This is a genomic window from Massilia sp. CT11-137 (assembly GCF_047302885.1).
GTDB lineage: Bacteria > Pseudomonadota > Gammaproteobacteria > Burkholderiales > Burkholderiaceae_D > Telluria > Telluria orientalis.
In genome coordinates this window covers 1211230-1228295 of the sequence record NZ_JBKYMP010000001.1, presented here as the reverse complement: position 1 = coordinate 1228295, position 17066 = coordinate 1211230, and the positions used below count along the sequence as shown (strand labels likewise).

General features: G+C 64.7%; 15 protein-coding genes and 1 pseudogene. 12 read left to right on the top strand and 4 right to left on the bottom strand.

Going from position 1 to position 17066, the window contains the following annotated elements; genetic code table 11:
• Positions 1-11: 11 nt before the first annotated feature.
• Positions 12-563 carry a DUF1697 domain-containing protein gene (locus ACEN98_RS05590; RefSeq protein ID WP_056130069.1) on the bottom strand — a complete coding sequence of 184 codons (552 nt, stop codon included), beginning with the start codon at positions 561-563 and terminating at the stop codon, positions 12-14.
• A gap of 137 nt (positions 564-700) precedes the next feature.
• Here ACEN98_RS05590 and ACEN98_RS05585 point away from each other — a divergent pair, with 137 nt between their 5' ends.
• Together ACEN98_RS05585 and ACEN98_RS05580 are read left to right on the top strand one after the other, a co-directional pair.
• A complete protein-coding gene (locus ACEN98_RS05585) occupies positions 701-1033 on the top strand; it encodes a hypothetical protein (protein ID WP_413382316.1) in 333 nt (110 codons plus the stop codon).
• Positions 1030-1872, top strand: a complete 843-nt coding sequence (locus ACEN98_RS05580) for an HDOD domain-containing protein (protein ID WP_413382313.1) — start codon at positions 1030-1032, stop codon at positions 1870-1872. The genes ACEN98_RS05585 and ACEN98_RS05580 overlap by 4 nt, the downstream gene beginning before the upstream one ends.
• A gap of 218 nt (positions 1873-2090) precedes the next feature.
• Here the strand turns inward: ACEN98_RS05580 and ACEN98_RS05575 are convergent.
• Positions 2091-2402 (bottom strand): annotated as a pseudogene (locus ACEN98_RS05575) (hypothetical protein); the annotation flags it as partial.
• A 687-nt stretch (positions 2403-3089) separates the two neighbouring features.
• Between ACEN98_RS05575 and miaB the strand changes: the two are divergent.
• Genes miaB through ybeY form a run of 3 tightly spaced genes read left to right on the top strand, consistent with a single transcriptional unit; the run spans position 3090 to position 5993 of the window.
• Positions 3090-4451: a tRNA (N6-isopentenyl adenosine(37)-C2)-methylthiotransferase MiaB gene (miaB, locus tag ACEN98_RS05570; RefSeq protein WP_413382310.1), complete on the top strand. Its 1362-nt coding sequence runs from the start codon at positions 3090-3092 to the stop codon at positions 4449-4451.
• Positions 4448-5542, top strand: coding sequence for a PhoH family protein (locus ACEN98_RS05565; RefSeq protein ID WP_413382307.1), 1095 nt, complete (start codon positions 4448-4450; stop codon positions 5540-5542). The genes miaB and ACEN98_RS05565 overlap by 4 nt, the downstream gene beginning before the upstream one ends.
• Positions 5523-5993 carry an rRNA maturation RNase YbeY gene (gene ybeY, locus ACEN98_RS05560; RefSeq protein ID WP_413382304.1) on the top strand — a complete coding sequence of 157 codons (471 nt, stop codon included), beginning with the start codon at positions 5523-5525 and terminating at the stop codon, positions 5991-5993. Before ACEN98_RS05565 ends, ybeY begins: the two co-directional genes overlap by 20 nt.
• Before the next feature lie 103 nt (positions 5994-6096).
• On the opposite strand, the gene ACEN98_RS05555 is transcribed toward ybeY, so the two are convergent.
• Positions 6097-8343: a molybdopterin cofactor-binding domain-containing protein gene (locus ACEN98_RS05555; RefSeq protein ID WP_413382300.1), complete on the bottom strand. Its 2247-nt coding sequence runs from the start codon at positions 8341-8343 to the stop codon at positions 6097-6099.
• A 163-nt stretch (positions 8344-8506) separates the two neighbouring features.
• Positions 8507-8956, bottom strand: coding sequence for a (2Fe-2S)-binding protein (locus ACEN98_RS05550; RefSeq protein ID WP_413382297.1), 450 nt, complete (start codon positions 8954-8956; stop codon positions 8507-8509).
• A gap of 153 nt (positions 8957-9109) precedes the next feature.
• Between ACEN98_RS05550 and ACEN98_RS05545 the strand changes: the two genes are divergently transcribed.
• From ACEN98_RS05545 to ACEN98_RS05515, 7 genes are all read left to right on the top strand, one after another.
• Positions 9110-9988, top strand: a complete 879-nt coding sequence (locus tag ACEN98_RS05545; protein ID WP_259450082.1) for an HlyC/CorC family transporter — start codon at positions 9110-9112, stop codon at positions 9986-9988.
• Positions 9989-10004: 16 nt separating this feature from the next.
• On the top strand, positions 10005-11582 hold the full coding sequence (lnt, locus tag ACEN98_RS05540) for an apolipoprotein N-acyltransferase (protein ID WP_413382294.1): 1578 nt from the start codon (positions 10005-10007) through the stop codon (positions 11580-11582).
• Between the two features lie 99 nt (positions 11583-11681).
• Positions 11682-12593, top strand: coding sequence for a glycine--tRNA ligase subunit alpha (gene glyQ, locus ACEN98_RS05535; protein ID WP_413337406.1), 912 nt, complete (start codon positions 11682-11684; stop codon positions 12591-12593).
• Positions 12594-12612: 19 nt separating this feature from the next.
• Entirely contained in the window at positions 12613-14709 is a 2097-nt protein-coding gene (gene glyS, locus ACEN98_RS05530) for a glycine--tRNA ligase subunit beta (RefSeq protein WP_413382291.1), read from the top strand.
• Positions 14710-14714: 5 nt separating this feature from the next.
• Positions 14715-15272, top strand: coding sequence for a D-glycero-beta-D-manno-heptose 1,7-bisphosphate 7-phosphatase (gmhB, locus tag ACEN98_RS05525; protein WP_413382288.1), 558 nt, complete (start codon positions 14715-14717; stop codon positions 15270-15272).
• Positions 15269-16051: a lysophospholipid acyltransferase family protein gene (locus ACEN98_RS05520; RefSeq protein ID WP_413382286.1), complete on the top strand. Its 783-nt coding sequence runs from the start codon at positions 15269-15271 to the stop codon at positions 16049-16051. The genes gmhB and ACEN98_RS05520 overlap by 4 nt, the downstream gene beginning before the upstream one ends.
• Positions 16052-16095: 44 nt before the next feature.
• Positions 16096-17019: a M48 family metallopeptidase gene (locus ACEN98_RS05515; protein WP_413382283.1), complete on the top strand. Its 924-nt coding sequence runs from the start codon at positions 16096-16098 to the stop codon at positions 17017-17019.
• Positions 17020-17066: the final 47 nt, after the last annotated feature.

Here is a 17066-nt window from a genome sequence, read left to right as displayed (position 1 = left end):
TGGTTTGCAGCTCAGGCCGGCAATTCCTGGCACAGCGTATGGAGTTTGCTCAACGTCGCCCAATTGCGCGTTGTCGTCGCATCGCCCAGTTTCTTGCCCAGTGCGGCCACGACCGGGCTGTCGAGAATGCCCTCCGGGCACCAGACATAGGCCGCGCGCTCGCCCAGCGCCATCGCCCCCGGCCGCCAGTCCTGGCCGCACAGCGTTTCGACTGCCTCGCGCGAATGGGGTCCGGCGAGAATGAACGTCAGCAGGCGGGAATGGTCCGTTGCCTGGTCGAGCAAGGGATTGGAAGCAATGATCGCATCGAGGTCGTCGCAACTGAGCACGACGGTGCGGGATGCGACACCGAGCTTGAGCACGAGCGCTTCCTCGATTTCGGCCGCGACCGTGTCGTGGGGCTTGGCGGGACCGGTGAACACGACGTTGCCACTGTTGAGGAGACTTCGCACGTGCTCGTAGCCGAGATCCGCGATCAGCTTGCGCAGGTCGGCCATGGCGATGCGTTTCGCCCGCCCGACATTTACGCCTCTTAATAAAACAATGTAGCGTTTTCTGGTCATCCAGGCATGGTACGGCGCCCGAATTAGATAAGCATTAAGACACCGGCGTACAACACCGGGGCCCGCGGGCGCTCACACCCTCCTTACCGGATGGTAATATTCAATCCATTGTAAAAATTAAATTAAATGAGGGAAGCATGAGCGGGCCTTTCCACCTGACGCCGCTGGCCGAGACCCGACCGGGCATGGTGTTGTCCGACGTCGTGCGCGACGGGAAAGGCAATGTGTTACTGGCACAGGGCATTGTGCTGACCGAATCCATGCTGGCGTCGCTGGGACGGCATGGCATCGACATGTTGCCGATCCTCCAGGCGACACCCGAACCGCCGCCCATCGATCCGGAAGCGGTCCAGGCACGGCTCGATCACATCTTCCGCAAGCACGACCGCGACGACCTCGGCGACTGGGCCACCGGGATCCTGCGGCGCTACGTGGAAGACTACCGCCTGCAGCGCGAGGTGAACCCATGAACCGCCTGACACCCGAACAACTGGCCGCCGGCGTGCAAGACTTGCCGTCGCTGCCCGCCGTCGTCATGGAATTGCTCAGCAGCATAGAGCAGGAAGACATCGACATCTCGGTGCTGGCAAAAAAAGTGTCGTACGACCAGGCCTTGACGGCAAAAACGTTGCGCCTAGCCAATTCCTCGACGTATGGCCTGCAAGTGAAGGTCACGACGATCCAGCAAGCCATCACGTTCCTCGGCTTCCAGACGACGCGCAACCTGATCACGGCGGCCGCCATCACGGGTTGCTTCCCGAGCGGACGCTGCGAGGGCTTCCACGACAAGGCGTTCTGGCGCCATTCGATCGCCACGGCCGCGTGCGCCCGTGCGTTGGCGCGCCGGATGCGTTTCAACCAGGACATCGCCTTCACGGCCGGTCTGCTGCATGACATCGGCCGGCTCGTCCTGGTGACCGGTCATCCGGACGCCTATGCCCAGGTCGTGGCCTGGCACGCGCAACACGGCGGCGACTGGCAGGACGCCGAACAGGCGGTCCTCGGTATCGACCACGTCGACGCGGGGGTCGCGCTGGCCGACCACTGGAATTTCTCGAGCACCATGCGCCAGGCGATCGCCTACCACCACGCGCCCGACATCCACGGCGCGGGGTTCCTGGCAACGATCGTGCACGTGGCCAACGCCATCGTGCACGCACTCGACCTGGCCGGCGACGACGAGGAACTGGTGCCGCGCGTATCGAGCGTGGCCTGGGATGCGATGGGATTGAATGAAGAAGCCTATCTGCACCTGTTCCGCGAAACGGAACTGCAGTTCGGCGAAATGTCGACCATCCTGATGGCTTGAAAAGGGCCGATCAAGCCCAGGATGATCGATCGTGACGGCAGCGAAGGGTTGCTTCGCTGCCGGGTCTGTCCGAAGGCATGACAGGACCGGCTGTCATGCCTGCGGCATCAGTGCGCATAGTTGCCCGACGGCTTTGTCGAAGACGATGCGTCGTTCGATTGCGCTGGCTGGCCTTGCTGAGCTTGCGACTGAGCTTGTTGCTGTTGCGCAGCCTGCAGAGCAGCTTGCTGTGCAGCTTTTTCCTCAGGCTTCGGGCGGCCCTGGGCATCCGACAGGCGATATTTGGTGCGGCGATCGCCCATCAGGTCACGCAGGTCGCGGATGCTCATGCCGGTCACTTCGTGCATGCGGATCAGCAGCGAGGCGCCGACCGGCAGGCGGTGGTGACGGATCTTGCTGATCACCGGCGGAGCGACTTCCAGCATGCGCGACAGCGCAGCGTCGTTCTTCAGCTGCATCTTGCCCAGCAGAATGTCCAGCAGATGGTTCGGGTTGTAGCTTTCCTGTGATGACAAAGCGTGATGTGCCATGATGACCTCGTAAATGGTTAAAATAGTTCTCTTACGAACCGTGTTTAATGACTAAGTTTCATCAACATAAGTTCCCGGATTGCGAGACCGACTGACCAGGCATCCACCTGACATATCGGCCGGCGCATCTCCGGACCGCGTGCGCTCCCTTGGCGGGAAGCGAAAAACGAATGCAGCGTTGGAACCCTGTCCGGGCGCCGCGACCGAACTGCCGTCGCCGCTGCGGTTTTTGCACTCCCCGCTTCCCACATGCACTTGTCTTTCGGACAAATTATCAAACTCATATGTCGGGTTCACACTCGACCTGAGCACGAAATTCATTGGCCGAAATCAAGCTAACCTGTGGAAAGCTTGTCACATAGTCATTTCAGCACATGGTGACAAATTGTGGCGCACGCAAGTGTTTTTTTGGACTAATTTTGCAATTGCCGAGCTACACGATCTCCTTGATTTACAAGAAGAAACTAATTCAAGTCGAATCGGCAACTTTAAAGATAACAGCTAGAAAGAAAAATTCAAGATTTAACAATGTAACCGACTGTAGAAATATTGCCATCGGAAAAACTTGAATTCCGCGCAGCACCGAATGTCGACGCGCACGGCCCCACGCACCGCTTTTTCGGCGTGTTTCCGATTTACGGTAAACTGCATTCCACTTGTCAAAGCATCAGCACTTAGAAGCATTCCATGCAGAAAAAAGTATTCATCAAGACCTTCGGTTGCCAAATGAACGAGTACGACTCGGACAAGATGGCGGACGTGCTGGGCGCGTCCGATGGGCTCGTACGTACCGACACGCCGGACGATGCCGACGTGATCCTGTTCAACACCTGCTCCGTGCGCGAAAAAGCGCAGGAAAAGGTGTTTTCCGACCTCGGCCGACTGAAGGAACTCAAGCGCGCCAAGCCCGACCTGATCATCGGCGTGGGCGGCTGCGTGGCGTCGCAGGAAGGCGAAGCCATCGTCAAGCGCGCGCCGCACGTGGACATGGTGTTCGGCCCGCAGACCTTGCACCGCCTGCCGCAGATGATCCAGCTGCGCCGCCACACGGGCGCGGCCCAGGTCGACATCAGCTTCCCGGAGATCGAAAAGTTCGACCACCTGCCCCCGGCCAAGGTCGAGGGTCCGGTCGCCTACGTGTCGATCATGGAAGGCTGCAGCAAATACTGCAGCTACTGCGTGGTGCCGTACACCCGCGGCGAGGAAGTCTCGCGCCGCTTCGAGGACGTGCTGACGGAAGTCGCCGGCCTGGCCGCGCAGGGCGTCAAGGAAATCATGCTGCTGGGGCAGAACGTGAACGCCTACCGCGGCGCGATGGAGTCGGGCGAAATCGCCGATTTTGCGCTGCTGCTGGAATACGTGGCCGAGATCCCCGGCATCGAGCGCCTGCGCTTCGTCACCAGCCATCCGAAGGAATTCACCCAGCGCCTGATCGACGCGTACGCGAAGATTCCGCAGCTGGTCAACCACCTGTACCTGCCCGTGCAGCACGGCTCCGACCGCATCCTGCAGGCGATGAAGCGCGGCTACACGGGCCTGGAATACAAATCGATCATCCGCCGCATCAAGGCGGTGCGGCCCGACATCTCGATCTCGTCCGACTTCATCGTCGGCTTCCCGGGCGAGACGGACGCCGATTTCGAAGCGATGATGAAGCTCGTCGAAGATGTCGGCTTCGACAACAGCTTTTCCTTCATCTTCAGCAAGCGCCCCGGCACCCCGGCCGCCAACCTGGCGGACGACACCCCGCACGAGGTCAAGCTCGCGCGCCTGCAACGCCTGCAGGCGCAGATCGACGCCAACACCCGCAAGACCAGCGCAAGCATGGTCGGCACCGTGCAGCGCATCCTGGTGGAGGGCCCGTCCAAAAAAGGCGGCGGAGAACTCCAGGGGCGGTCCGAGAACAACCGCGTCGTCAACTTCTTCCCGGGCGACGACAGCGATGCGCTCATCGGCCAGCTGGTCGACGTGCGCATCACCGACAGCCTGGATTACACCCTGCGCGGCGACCTGGTCGCCCGCATTGATACGATTGCCAAAGCCAGTTGAAAACGCCTACCCAGCCTTCGTACTTCTTCCCCGAGCCGCTCGATAACACGCGGCTCGCCCACCTATGCGGCCCGCTCGACGAAAACCTGCGCCAGATCTCGGCCGCCCTCGACGTGACCATTTTCCGGCGCGGCGAGAAATTCATCGTCAGCGGGACCAATGCCGAACGCGCCGTCGAGCTGCTCGAACGCTTCTACGCGGTGGCCGACAAGGTCGTGCCGATCGAGGAGGTGCAGCTGGCGCTGGTCGAACAGCGCGCCGGGCTGAAGCCCATGTCCGCGGAGGCCGAAGCGCCGCCCCCGAAGGAACCCGGCGCCTCCGTCACGGAGGAAGCCGACGAGGTCGACGACGAGGAACTGGTCAGCCCGATGCTCAAGACGCGGCGCCACGACCTGCGCGGCCGCACGCCGCACCAGATCCAGTACCTGAAGGCCGTGCTCGAGCACGACATCAGCTTCGGCATCGGCCCGGCCGGCACCGGCAAGACCTATCTCGCCGTCGCCTGCGCCGTCGACGCCCTCGAACGCGACGCCGTCAAGCGCATCATCCTGACGCGTCCGGCAGTGGAAGCGGGCGAGCGCCTGGGCTTCCTCCCGGGCGACTTCGCGCAGAAGGTCGACCCGTACCTGCGCCCGCTGTACGACGCGCTGTACGACCTGCTCGGCTTCGACCGCACGCAGAAGCTGTTCGAGAAACAGGTGATCGAGATCGCGCCGCTCGCGTTCATGCGCGGCCGCACCCTGAATCACGCGTTCGTGATCCTCGATGAGGCCCAGAACACGACGGCCGAACAGATGAAGATGTTCCTGACCCGCATCGGCTTCGGCAGCAAGGCCGTCGTCACGGGCGACGTCACCCAGGTCGACCTGCACAAGACGCAGCGCAGCGGCCTCGTCGACGCCATGCACGTCTTGAAGGACGTGCGCGGCATCGCGTTTACCCAGTTCTCCAGCGCCGACGTCGTGCGCCACCCGATGGTGGCCCGCATCGTCGACGCCTACGAGAAGGCCGCGTCGATGCAGGAACTCGGCGCACTCCCGGGCACTTTGACCAAACCAGCCGCTACCCGCCATGCAAGAAAAAAAGCATAACCTCGAACTGGACGTCCAGTACCCCGACACCCGCCTCGAAGCGGATATCACGCCCGAACTGGTGGAGCGCTGGGTGCGCGGCGCCCTCCTCGGCCCGGCCGAGCTGGCGATCCGCTTCGTCGACGCCGAGGAAGGCCAGACCCTGAACCGCGAATACCGCGGCAAGGACTACGCCACCAACGTGCTCACCTTCGCGTACAACGAGGGCGCGGAAATCGCCGACGACGAGCCGACGCAGGCCGACATCGTCCTGTGCACGGACGTGCTGCAGCGCGAAGCGGACGAGCAGAAGAAGACGGTCGAGGAACACGCCGCGCACCTCGTCGTGCACGGGGTGCTGCACGCGCAGGGCTTCGACCACGAGACGGACGAGGAAGCCGAGGAGATGGAACAGCTCGAGCGCGACATCATGGAAGCGCTCGGGTATCCGGATCCTTACGCGGAGAACTAATCATCGTCGTTCCCGCGAAGGCGGGAACCCAATCTGCACGATCTGCCGGCAAACTTGGATCCCCGCCTGCGCGGGGACGACGTTGTTTTAGGTCGCGGAACGTTCAGGCCTTCTTGAGCTGTTCCGCAATCGGCAACTTTCTCACCCGCTTCCCGGTCGCCGCAAACACCGCATTCGCCAGCGCCGGCGCGATCCCCGCGGTCCCCGGTTCGCCGATCCCGCCCGGATCGTCGTGGCTGTTCACGATATAGACTTCCACCGCCGGCGATTCCGGCATGCGCATCACGCGGTAGTCGGAGAAGTTCGACTGCTGCACCCGCCCCTTCTCGACCGTCACCTCGTCCCACAGCGCCGCGCTGGCGCCGAACACGATGCCGCCCTCCATCTGCGCGACGATGGTGTCGGGATTGACGTTCTGGCCGCAGTCGACCGCGCACACGACGCGGTGCACGCGCACGTCGCCGTCCGGCCCGACGGACACTTCCGCCACCTGCGCCATGTAGCTGCCGAACGCGAACTGCGTCGACACGCCCCGTCCCAGCTTGCGGCCCGCGATCGGTTTCAGCGGTTTGCCCCAGCCGGCCTTCTCGGCCGCCAGGTTCAGCACGGCCAGCGTGCGCGGCGATTTCTGCAGCAGCGCACGGCGGAACGCGACGGGGTCCGTCTTGCTCGCGTACGCCAGCTCGTCGATGAAGCTCTCGACGACGAACACGTTGTGCGTGGGGCCGACCCCGCGCCAGAACGCGGTCGCGAGGCCCGGCGGCTCGTGCCGCACGTATTCGACGCGGATCGCCGGGATCGAATACTGGATGTCGGCCGCCGCTTCCACCGCATCCGGGTCGACGCCGTTCTTGACCATCGGCGGCGCGAAGCGCGCCATGATCGACGACCCGGTCACGCGGTGGAACCACGCCACGGGCATGCCCTTGTCGTCGATACGCGCCGACATGCGGTCGACGTAATAGGGGCGGTACATGTCGTGCTGGATGTCTTCCTCGCGGGTCCAGACGATCTTCAGCGGCCCCTTGGCCAGCTTGGCGAATTCCACGGCCTGGATCACGTTGTCGACTTCCAGCCGGCGCCCGAAGCCGCCGCCGATGTAGTGGTTATGGACGCGGACCTTCTCGAGCGGCAGGCCCGTGATCTTCGCGGCCGCGCCCTGCGCCAGCGCCGGGACCTGCGTGCCGACCCAGATGTCGCAGCCGTCGGTTTTCAGGTCGACCGTGCAGTTCATCGGTTCCATCGTCGCGTGCGCGAGGAACGGGACTTCGTAGATGACGTCGATGCGCCGCCCCGGCCCGGAGTCCAGCGCCTTCAGGGCATCGCCCTTGTCGGCGGCGATGGCGCCCGTGTTCTGCGACACCTTCATCATGTCCGCGACGATGCCGGCCGTGCTGACGTTGGCGTTCGGACCGTCGTCGAAGCGCGGCGCCGCCGCAAGGAGGCCCTGTTTCGCGGCCCAGAAGTGGTCGGCCACGACGGCCACCGCCCCTTCGATGCGCAACACCTGGCGCACGCCTTTCACGGCCATGGCCTTCTGCTCGTCGACGGCGGCGACCTTGCCGCCCAGGACGGGCGACGCCGCCACGGCCGCGATCCCCATGTTGGGCAGGCGCGCGTCGATGCCGAACTGCGCGGAACCGTTCACCTTCGCGGGCGAATCGAGGCGCTTGATCGGCTTGCCGACCAGCGTGAACTGGGCCGGATCCTTCAGCTTGACCTCGGCCGGGAACGTCAGCTTCGACGCGGCTTCCGCGACTTCGCCGAAGTGCACCTGCCGGTTCGACGCCTCGTGGCGGATCGTCCCGCCCACGACTTTCAGGTCGCCCGGCTCGACGTTCCAGTTCTTCGCGGCGGCCTGCACGAGCACCGTGCGGACTTTGGCACCCGCTTCGCGCAGCGGTTTGTAGGTCGCGCGGATCGAGGTCGAGCCGCCCGTCACCTGGCCGCCCAAAAGAGCGTCCGCGTACAGCGAATTGTTCGCGGGCGCCTGCTCCAGCTTCACTTTCGACAGATCGGCACCCAGTTCCTCGGCCAGCAGCTGCGGCAGCGAGGTGAACGTGCCCTGCCCCATCTCGACCTTGTGGATGATGAGGGTCACGATGCCTTCGCGGTCGATGCGGATGAACGCGTCGTGCGCGAGGCCCGGCTGCTCGTTCGTCATCGCGGTCGACGCCTGGCCGACGGCCTTCTCGGACGGCGGTTCCTTGCGGTCGTTGGCCGGCGCGTCGCCCTGTTTCGTACAGCCGAACAGCGAGAAGCCGAACAGCAGGCCGCCACCGGCCACGCCGCCCGCTTTCAGCAACTGGCGGCGTTTGTTCGAGACGGAGGTTTTAGTCATTTCGTCCATATAAAATCCTCTTTTCATACCCGGGCGCTTCGGGGGCCTCGAAAACCGTAGCGAGCGGCGGCAGTTCGGGCCGAGAAGCGCAGCTGTACTGAGGTACAGCGAGCATCGCAGGCCTACGCGGCCCGGCCGAAATGCAACGCGCAGTAGGTTTGCGAGGCTCCCCTCACGACGATGCGATCTTGATCGCCTTGCGAATGCGGTTATAGGTGCCGCAGCGGCAGATATTGCCGGCCATGGCGTTGTCGATGTCGGCGTCGCCCGGCTTCGGTGTCGCGTGCAGCAGCGCGGTGGCGGACATGATCTGGCCCGACTGGCAATACCCGCACTGGACGACGTCGATCTTGCGCCACGCGTCCTGCACCTTCGCCCCGACCGGGTCGTTGCCGATCGCCTCGATGGTCGTGATCTTCTTGCCGGCCGCGGCCGACACGGGGGTCACGCACGAGCGGATGGCCTGGCCGTCCAGGTGCACGGTGCAGGCGCCGCACAGGGCGACGCCGCAGCCGAACTTCGTGCCGGTGAGCCCCATCACGTCGCGCAGGGCCCACAGCAGGGGCATGTCGTCGGGGACATCGAGGTTGGTGGTGGTGCCGTTGACGTTCAAGGCGGGCATGGCGATTCCTTTCCTTAGCGAATGAGCAACTATAGGGCGAAGCCTAACAGCAATGGCGCACGGCTGCTCGAACGTGGATGTCTGCATAAAAATCAGGCATTCCGGCTTTTGGTGTATCCTATGGCCCATCGCAACAACGGCTTCACGCCAACTATGCCCGAGCACCCTGCTGACGTCCGTTCGGACGTTAAAACCCACCGGTCGCTGTTCGAACGGTTGACCGCACTGATTTCCCCCGAGCCCGAAAACCGCGCCGAACTGCTCGAAGTTCTGCACGACGCCCACGAACGCAACCTCATCGACGCCGACGCGCTCTCCATGATCGAGGGCGTGTTCCAGGTGTCCGACCTGTCGGTGCGCGACATCATGATTCCGCGCTCCCAGATGGACGTGATCGACATCACCAAGCCGATCGAGGAATGGCTGCCCATCGTGCTGGAAACGGCGCACTCGCGCTTCCCCGCCATCGAGGGCGAGCGCGACAAGGTGGTCGGCATCCTGCTCGCCAAGGACCTGCTGCGCTACTACGCGGAAGAATCGTTCGACGTGCGCGACATGCTGCGCCCGGCGATCTTCATCCCGGAATCGAAACGCCTGAACGTGCTGCTGCGCGACTTCCGCGCGAACCACAACCACATGGCGATCGTCGTCGACGAATACAGCGGCGTGGCCGGCCTGATCACCATCGAGGACGTGCTGGAACAGATCGTCGGCGACATCGAGGACGAGTACGACTTCGACGAGGAAGAAGACAACATCCTCTCCATCAAGGAAGGCCAGCACGGCTCGCGCTGGCGCGTGAAGGCGCTGACGGAGATCGAGCAGTTCAACGAAGAGATCGGCGTCGACCTGCCCGAGGACGACGTCGACACCATCGGCGGCCTCGTGGCCAGCCACCTCGGCCGCATGCCGCACAAGGGCGAGGTGTTCGACCTCGAGAACCTGCGCTTCGAAGTGCTGCGCGCCGATGCGCGCCAGATCCACGTGCTGCTGGTGGAAAAACTCCCGGCCGTCGACGACGAACACGATTGACGCGGGGCCCCCAGCATTGATTGAATCCAGCCTGAACCTGCGGCGCCGCCGCAAGCCCGCCGTGGCGCCCGATCCCGCGCTGCGCGGCACGCGGCCGAGCGTTACCGGCCTCGCCGTCGCGGCGCTGGCCGGCGCCCTGAGCCTGTTCTCGTTCGAACCGTTCGGCTGGTGGCCTGTCCAATTCCTGTCGCTCGCCTATTTGTTCTACCAGGTCGGCATGGGCAGTTCCGTAAAGCGGGCCGTGTTCCTCGGCTGGGCATTCGGCTTCGGCTGGTCCGTGGCCGGCATGCACTGGCTGTATATTGCGCTGAACCGCTTCGGCGGCCTCGCCGCGCCGCTGTCCGCCATCGCCATCGCCCTGCTGGGCCTTTACATGGGCCTGTTCGGCGCGTTCGCGGCGGGCGTGTCGTCGTGGCTGCGCAAGCGCTGGTCGCTGCCCGTCCCCGCGTTCCTGCTGCTCGTGTTCCCCGCCTGCTGGGGCGTCTCCGAATGGATGCGCGGCTGGGTCTTTACCGGTTTTCCCTGGGCGGCGTCCGGCTATGCGCACGTGACGGCGCCCCTCGCCGGCTTCGCGCCGATCCTCGGCGTGTACGGCATCGGCGTGCTGGTCGCGGTGTGCTCGGCGTGCCTCGTGATGCTGACCCAGCGCCGCCGGCTGCCCGCCATGGGCCTGTTCGCCGCGCTGCTGCTGGCCGGCTGGGGCCTGAAGCACGTCGCGTGGACCGCACCTGCCGGCAAGCCGCTCAGCGTGCGTCTCGTGCAGGGGAACATCCGCCAGGACGAAAAATTCAGCGCCGAGCACCTGGGCATGATCCTCGCGCGCTACCGCGACATGATGACGGCCGCGCCGGCCGACCTGATCGCGGCGCCGGAGACGGCGATCCCCGTGTTCCCGAACCAGCTCCCGCCCGAGTACCTGCAGACCTTCCGCGACTATGCGGCAAAGACCGGCAGCGCGTTCCTGTTCGGGATCCCGCTGGCCGACAGCATGACCGTGTACGCGAACAGCGTGGCGGGCATCGGCCCGCAGGGGCAGTCCTACCGCTACGACAAGAACCACCTGGTGCCGTTCGGCGAATTCATCCCGACGGGCTTCCGCTGGTTCACGGACCTGATGCAGATCCCGCTGGGCGATTTCACGCGCGGCCCGGACGTGCAGGCGCCGTTCGCCGTCAAGGACCAGCTGGTGCTGCCCAACGTCTGCTACGAAGACGTGTTCGGCGAAGAAATCGCGAAGAACCTGCGGTCGCAGGCGCAGCCGGCCACCGTGCTGCTGAACGTGTCGAACCTGGCATGGTACGGCGAGTCGACCGCCATTCCGCAGCACCTGCAGATCTCGCGCATGCGCAGTCTCGAGACGGGCCGCCCGATGCTGCGCGCCACGAACAACGGCGCCACCGCCGTCATCGACGGCCGCGGCAATGTCGCCGCGTTGCTGCCGTTCTACAGCCAGGGTACGCTGGCGGCGACGGTGCAGGGCATGGCCGGCAGCACGCCGTACATCCGCTTCGGCAACCTGCTGTTCCTCGCGCTGGGCGCTTTGCTGCTGGCCGGCGCCTGGCTCGCCGGACGGCAACGGCGGACGACCGGCTAAAATAGCGAGCGATTCCTCAAGCCATTCCGTAAAACCCGCTAGAATTGGTGTTTTAGCAAACTCACCGTGTTCGCGCCCCGTGCGCGCGAAGCCAACAAGATGCTCACATTCCAACAAATCATTCTGACCTTGCAAACCTACTGGGACAAGCAGGGTTGCGCCCTGCTCCAGCCGTACGACATGGAAGTCGGCGCGGGCACCTTCCACACTGGCACCTTCCTGCGCGCGATCGGACCGGAACCGTGGCGCGCCGCCTACGTGCAGCCGTCGCGCCGCCCGAAGGATGGCCGCTACGGCGAGAACCCGAACCGCCTGCAGCACTATTACCAGTACCAGGTCGTGCTGAAGCCGGCGCCGGAAAACATCCTGGACCTGTACCTGGGTTCCCTGGAAGCGCTGGGCCTGGACCTGAAAAAGAACGACGTGCGCTTCGTCGAGGACGACTGGGAAAGCCCGACCCTCGGCGCCTGGGGCCTCGGCTGGGAAGTCTGGCTGAACGGCATGGAAGTTACCCAGTTCACGTACTTCCAGCAGGTCGGCGGCCTCGATTGCAAGCCGGTGCTGGGCGAGATCACGTACGGCATCGAGCGCCTGGCGATGTACCTGCAGGGCGTCGAGAACGTGTACGACCTCGTGTGGACCGAGTGGGAAGAGAACGGCGAGAAAAAATCGCTGTCGTACGGCGACGTCTTCCACCAGAACGAAGTCGAGCAGTCGACCTACAACTTCGAACACTCGAACACGGACCTGCTGTTCCAGGCCTTCAATAACCACGAGAGCGAAGCCAAGCGCCTGATCGAACTGGCGCTCACGCTGCCCGCGTACGAGCAGATCATGAAGGCCTCGCACAGCTTCAACCTGCTGGATGCGCGCGGCGCGATCTCCGTCACCGAGCGCGCCGCCTACATCGGCCGCGTGCGCACCCTGTCGCGCCTCGTCGCCCAGGCCTATTACGACTCGCGCGAGAAGCTGGGCTTCCCGATGCTCCCCAAGGTTGAACAAGCGGCCTGAGAACAGAAATCACATCACCATGAATCAGACATTACTCGTCGAACTGCAGACCGAAGAGCTGCCACCGAAGGCGCTCGTGAAACTGGGCGCCGCTTTCGCCAACGGTATCGCGAACGGCCTGAAGGCCCGTGATTTCCTGGACGCCGACAGCGTCGTCACCACCTACGCCACGCCGCGCCGCCTGGCCGTCTCGATCACCAACGTGCGCGCCACGTCGGCCGACAAGACCATCCGCGAGAAGATCCTGCCGGTGACCGTCGCCCTCGACAAGGACGGCAACCCGACTGCGCCGCTGGCCAAGAAACTGGCCGCCCTCGGCTTCCCCGACCTCAAAGTCAGCGACCTCGAACGCGCCCAGGACGGCAAGGCCGAGAGCTTCTTCTACACGTACACCGCGCCGGGCGTGGGCCTGGCCGAGGGCCTGCAGCCGGTGCTGGAAGAGACGGTCGCCAAGCTGCCGATCCCGAAGGTGATGAGCTACCAGCGTCCGGACGGCGCCACCGTGCAGTTCGTGCGCCCCGTGCACACGCTGCTGGCGCTGCACGGCGAGACCATCGTGCCGCTGTCACTGCTGGGCCTCAAGGCCGGCCGCAGCACGCTCGGCCACCGCTTCCTGTCGAACGGCCACGCCTTCGATATCGGCCATGCGGACGCCTACAACGAACTGCTCAAGGTCTTCGGCAAGGTCGTCGCCAATGCCGAGGAACGCAAGGAATCGATCCGCACCCAGCTGCTGGCCAAGGCCGGCGGCGACCAGGTGCTGATGCCGGAATCCCTGCTGGATGAAGTGGCGGCGCTGGTCGAATGGCCCGTCGTCTACGAATGCCAGTTCGAAGACGTGTTCTTGTCCGTACCGCAGGAATGCCTGATCCTGACGATGCAGACGAACCAGAAGTACTTCGCGCTGACGGATACGAACGGCAAGCTGCGCTCGCGCTTCCTGATCGTCTCGAACCTCGCGACCGACGACCCGTCCGCCATCATCGGCGGCAACGAGCGCGTAGTGCGCCCGCGCCTGTCGGATGCAAAATTCTTCTTCGAGCAGGACAAGAAGAAGTCGCTGGAATCGCGCCTGCCGCTGCTGGCGAACGTCGTCTACCACAACAAGCTGGGCACGCAGGCCGAGCGCACGCAGCGCGTCACGCGCCTGGCCGGCGCCATTGCCCGCCGCCTCGGCTACGACGTGCTGCTGGCCGAACGCGGCGCGCAGCTGGCGAAGGCCGACCTGCTGACCGACATGGTCGGCGAGTTCCCCGAACTGCAAGGCATCATGGGCACGTATTACGCCCGCAACGACGGCGAGCACGAGGAAGTGGCACTGGCCGCGTCCGAGCATTACCAGCCGCGCTTCTCGGGCGACGCGCTGCCGACGACGAACACCGGCCTGGCCGTCGCGCTGGCCGACAAACTGGAAACCCTCGTCGGCATCTGGTCGATCGGCCTGCAGCCGACCGGCGAGAAAGACCCGTTCGCGCTGCGCCGCCACGCGCTGGGCGTGATGCGCATGCTGGTCGAGAAGCGCCTGCCGCTCGCGCTGTCCGACCTCTTGACGGATGCCGCCGGCGTGTTCGACTACATGCCGACGTTCAAGGACCCGACGGCGGAAGTCACGGCCTTCATGCTGGACCGCCTGCGCGGCCTGCTGCGCGACCGCGGCTTCGCGCCGAACGAGGTGGAAGCCGTGCTGGCGCAGAACCCGGACCGCGTGGACGACGTCGTGCAGCGCCTGGAAGCCGTGCAGGCCTTCGCCGCACTGCCGGAAAGCGCGTCGCTGGCTGCCGCCAACAAGCGCATCTCGAACATCCTCAAGAAGAACGAAGAGGCGCTGGCCCAGGCAGGAAACGTCGATCCGGCCCTGCTGCAGGATGCCGCGGAGAAGACGCTGTATGCAAGCGTGCTGCGCGTGCAGCCTGACGTCGATGCGGCGTTCGAGCGCGGCGACTTCACGGGCACCCTGAAGACGCTCGCGCAACTGCGCGACGACGTCGATGCGTTCTTCAACGACGTGATGGTGATGGCCGACGATGTCGCCCTGCGCAACAACCGCCTGGCCCTGCTGTCCATCCTGCACCGCATGATGAACCGCGTGGCCGACATCTCGAAACTGGCGGCGTAAGCGCAATGAAGCTGATCATCCTCGACCGGGACGGGGTCATCAACCATGACTCCCCCGAGTTCATCAAGTCGCCCGCCGAGTGGATCCCGATCCCGGGGTCGCTCGAAGCGATCGCGCGCCTGAACCAGGCCGGCTACCGTGTCGTCATCGCATCGAACCAGTCGGGCATCGCGCGCGAACTGTTCGACATCGCGACCCTGAACGCGATCCACCAGAAGATGCACGCGAGCGCCCAGCTGGTCGGCGCGGACATCGACGCGATCTTCTTCTGCCCGCACGCGGCCATCGACCACTGCGACTGCCGCAAGCCGAAGAACGGGATGTTCGAGGAGATCAGCAAGCGCTTCAAACTCAGCCTGAAAGGCGTGCCGACCGTCGGCGATTCGCTGCGCGACCTGCAGGCCGGCTTCATCAGCGGCTGCGTGCCCTACCTGGTCCTGACCGGCAAGGGCGAGAAGACCCTGGAGACGGGCGGCCTGCCGCCCGGCACGCAGGTCTTCCCCGACCTCGCCGCCATGGTCGATGCCTTCCTCAAAACCACGTCCGCGCCTGCAAACGCATGATCGTTACCACCGCCACCCCAGACCTGGAGACCACGCCTTTGCGTACCGCCGCCCTGTTCCTGCGTTCCCTGTTGTTCACGATCGTCATGATCGTCGCCACCGTCGTGTGGGCGTGCGTCTGCTTCCTCGCGGCGCCGTTCCCGTACAAGACGCGCTTCTGGGTCACCTCGCGCTGGAACGTCTTCATCATCTGGTGCGCGCGCGTCATCTGCGGCATCCGCTACCAGGTGAAAGGCTACGAGAACCTGCCGGACCAACCGGCGATCCTGCTGTCGAAGCACCAGTCGGCATGGGAGACCATCTTCATGCTGCCCAACATGAAGCGCCCGCTCGTCTACGTCTTCAAGAAGGAGATCCTCTACATCCCCTTCTTCGGCTGGGGCATGGCGCTGCTGCGCATGATCCCGATCGACCGCAGCAAGGGCAAGCGCGCCTTTGCCCACGTCGTCAAGATCGGCAAGGCGCGCCTCGCCGACGGCCAGTCGATCATCATGTTCCCCGAAGGGACGCGCATCCCCGTCGGCCAGAAAGGACAGTACAAAAGCGGCGGTACGCGCCTCGCGATAGAAACTCGTGCGATGGTCGTGCCGATCGCGCATAATTCAGGTGAGTGCTGGCCCAAGAACTCGTTCATCAAGCGGCCGGGCCTCATCACCGTCTCGATCGGCAAGCCGATATCGCCGGAAAACCACACTGCCGACAGTCTGATGCAAGAGGTCGAAAATTGGATAGAATCGGAAATGCGCGTCATTTCGCCCCACGCCTATTCAGGTACTTGAACGAATTGGGCGCGCAGAACCAAGCATCATCGAAGCCGCCCACCATGACCTCCCCCAAGATCGACGCGAACCAGCTGGAGCTGTTTGCCCAGGAACTCGTCGCGGCGCTCGAGCCCTCGCCCACACCCGCGCCCACGCCGGCGGCCAGACCCGTGCCGCCGGCCCCGTTGTTCAAGGCACCGCCGGTGCCGACCCGCACCTTGCCCATCCCGCCCGTCGGTCCGAACGACCCGCCGCTGCGCAAGATCCAGCTCGGATCGCACACCGTGCACTACGTCCTGCGCCGCTCCGCGCGCCGCTCGCACGGCTTCATGGTCTGCGACGACGGCCTGTTCGTGACGTCGCCGAACCGCGCGCCGCTGGACGACATCGAGCGCGCCATCCGCGCCAAGCAGCGCTGGATCCTCACCAAGCTGTTCGAACGGGGCGAGCGCCGCGCGCTGCGCGCCGAACGTCCGCCCGTGGATTGGGTCGATGGCGCGCAACTGCCCTACCTCGGCACCGACATCACCCTGCGCCTGGAACCGGCCGCGCGCAGCCACTGCGTCCACGATGCCGATACGCGCACCCTGCACCTCGGCGTGACGCCGGGACTGGAGACGTGGCAGATCCGCGAGCGCGTGAAGCTGTGGTTCCAGGACGAGGCGAAGCGGATCTTCGGCGAACGCCTCGACCTGTACGCGCCGCGCGTGGGCGTGACGTACAACGCGTTCGCGATCTCGTCGGCCGGCACGCGCTGGGGCTCGTGCACGGTGGCCGGGAACATCCGGTTGAACTGGAAGCTGGTGCACTATCCGCTCGCGCTGCTGGACTACGTGGTCGTGCACGAACTGGCGCACCTGCGCGAGATGAACCACAGCCCGGCCTTCTGGGCCGTCGTGGGCGAGGTGTTTCCGGATTATGACGGCGCCAAGGCGGCGCTCAAGAAGCGGTCGGTGGAGATGCCGGTGCTGTTCCCGGACGAGTAACCGGGACGCGATGGTGGGCACGGGGTGCCCACCCTACGGCATCGGCA

What these genes read in the sequence shown, in the direction of transcription:
- ACEN98_RS05590 (WP_056130069.1), bottom strand. Translation starts at nt 563, where the DNA reads ATGACCAGAAAACGCTACATTGTTTTATTAAGAGGCGTAAATGTCGGG.
- ACEN98_RS05585 (WP_413382316.1), top strand. Translation starts at nt 701, where the DNA reads ATGAGCGGGCCTTTCCACCTGACGCCGCTGGCCGAGACCCGACCGGGC.
- ACEN98_RS05580 (WP_413382313.1), top strand. Translation starts at nt 1,030, where the DNA reads ATGAACCGCCTGACACCCGAACAACTGGCCGCCGGCGTGCAAGACTTG.
- miaB (WP_413382310.1), top strand. Translation starts at nt 3,090, where the DNA reads ATGCAGAAAAAAGTATTCATCAAGACCTTCGGTTGCCAAATGAACGAG.
- ybeY (WP_413382304.1), top strand. Translation starts at nt 5,523, where the DNA reads ATGCAAGAAAAAAAGCATAACCTCGAACTGGACGTCCAGTACCCCGAC.
- ACEN98_RS05555 (WP_413382300.1), bottom strand. Translation starts at nt 8,343, where the DNA reads ATGGACGAAATGACTAAAACCTCCGTCTCGAACAAACGCCGCCAGTTG.
- ACEN98_RS05550 (WP_413382297.1), bottom strand. Translation starts at nt 8,956, where the DNA reads ATGCCCGCCTTGAACGTCAACGGCACCACCACCAACCTCGATGTCCCC.
- ACEN98_RS05545 (WP_259450082.1), top strand. Translation starts at nt 9,110, where the DNA reads ATGCCCGAGCACCCTGCTGACGTCCGTTCGGACGTTAAAACCCACCGG.
- glyQ (WP_413337406.1), top strand. Translation starts at nt 11,682, where the DNA reads ATGCTCACATTCCAACAAATCATTCTGACCTTGCAAACCTACTGGGAC.
- glyS (WP_413382291.1), top strand. Translation starts at nt 12,613, where the DNA reads ATGAATCAGACATTACTCGTCGAACTGCAGACCGAAGAGCTGCCACCG.
- gmhB (WP_413382288.1), top strand. Translation starts at nt 14,715, where the DNA reads ATGAAGCTGATCATCCTCGACCGGGACGGGGTCATCAACCATGACTCC.
- ACEN98_RS05520 (WP_413382286.1), top strand. Translation starts at nt 15,269, where the DNA reads ATGATCGTTACCACCGCCACCCCAGACCTGGAGACCACGCCTTTGCGT.
- ACEN98_RS05515 (WP_413382283.1), top strand. Translation starts at nt 16,096, where the DNA reads ATGACCTCCCCCAAGATCGACGCGAACCAGCTGGAGCTGTTTGCCCAG.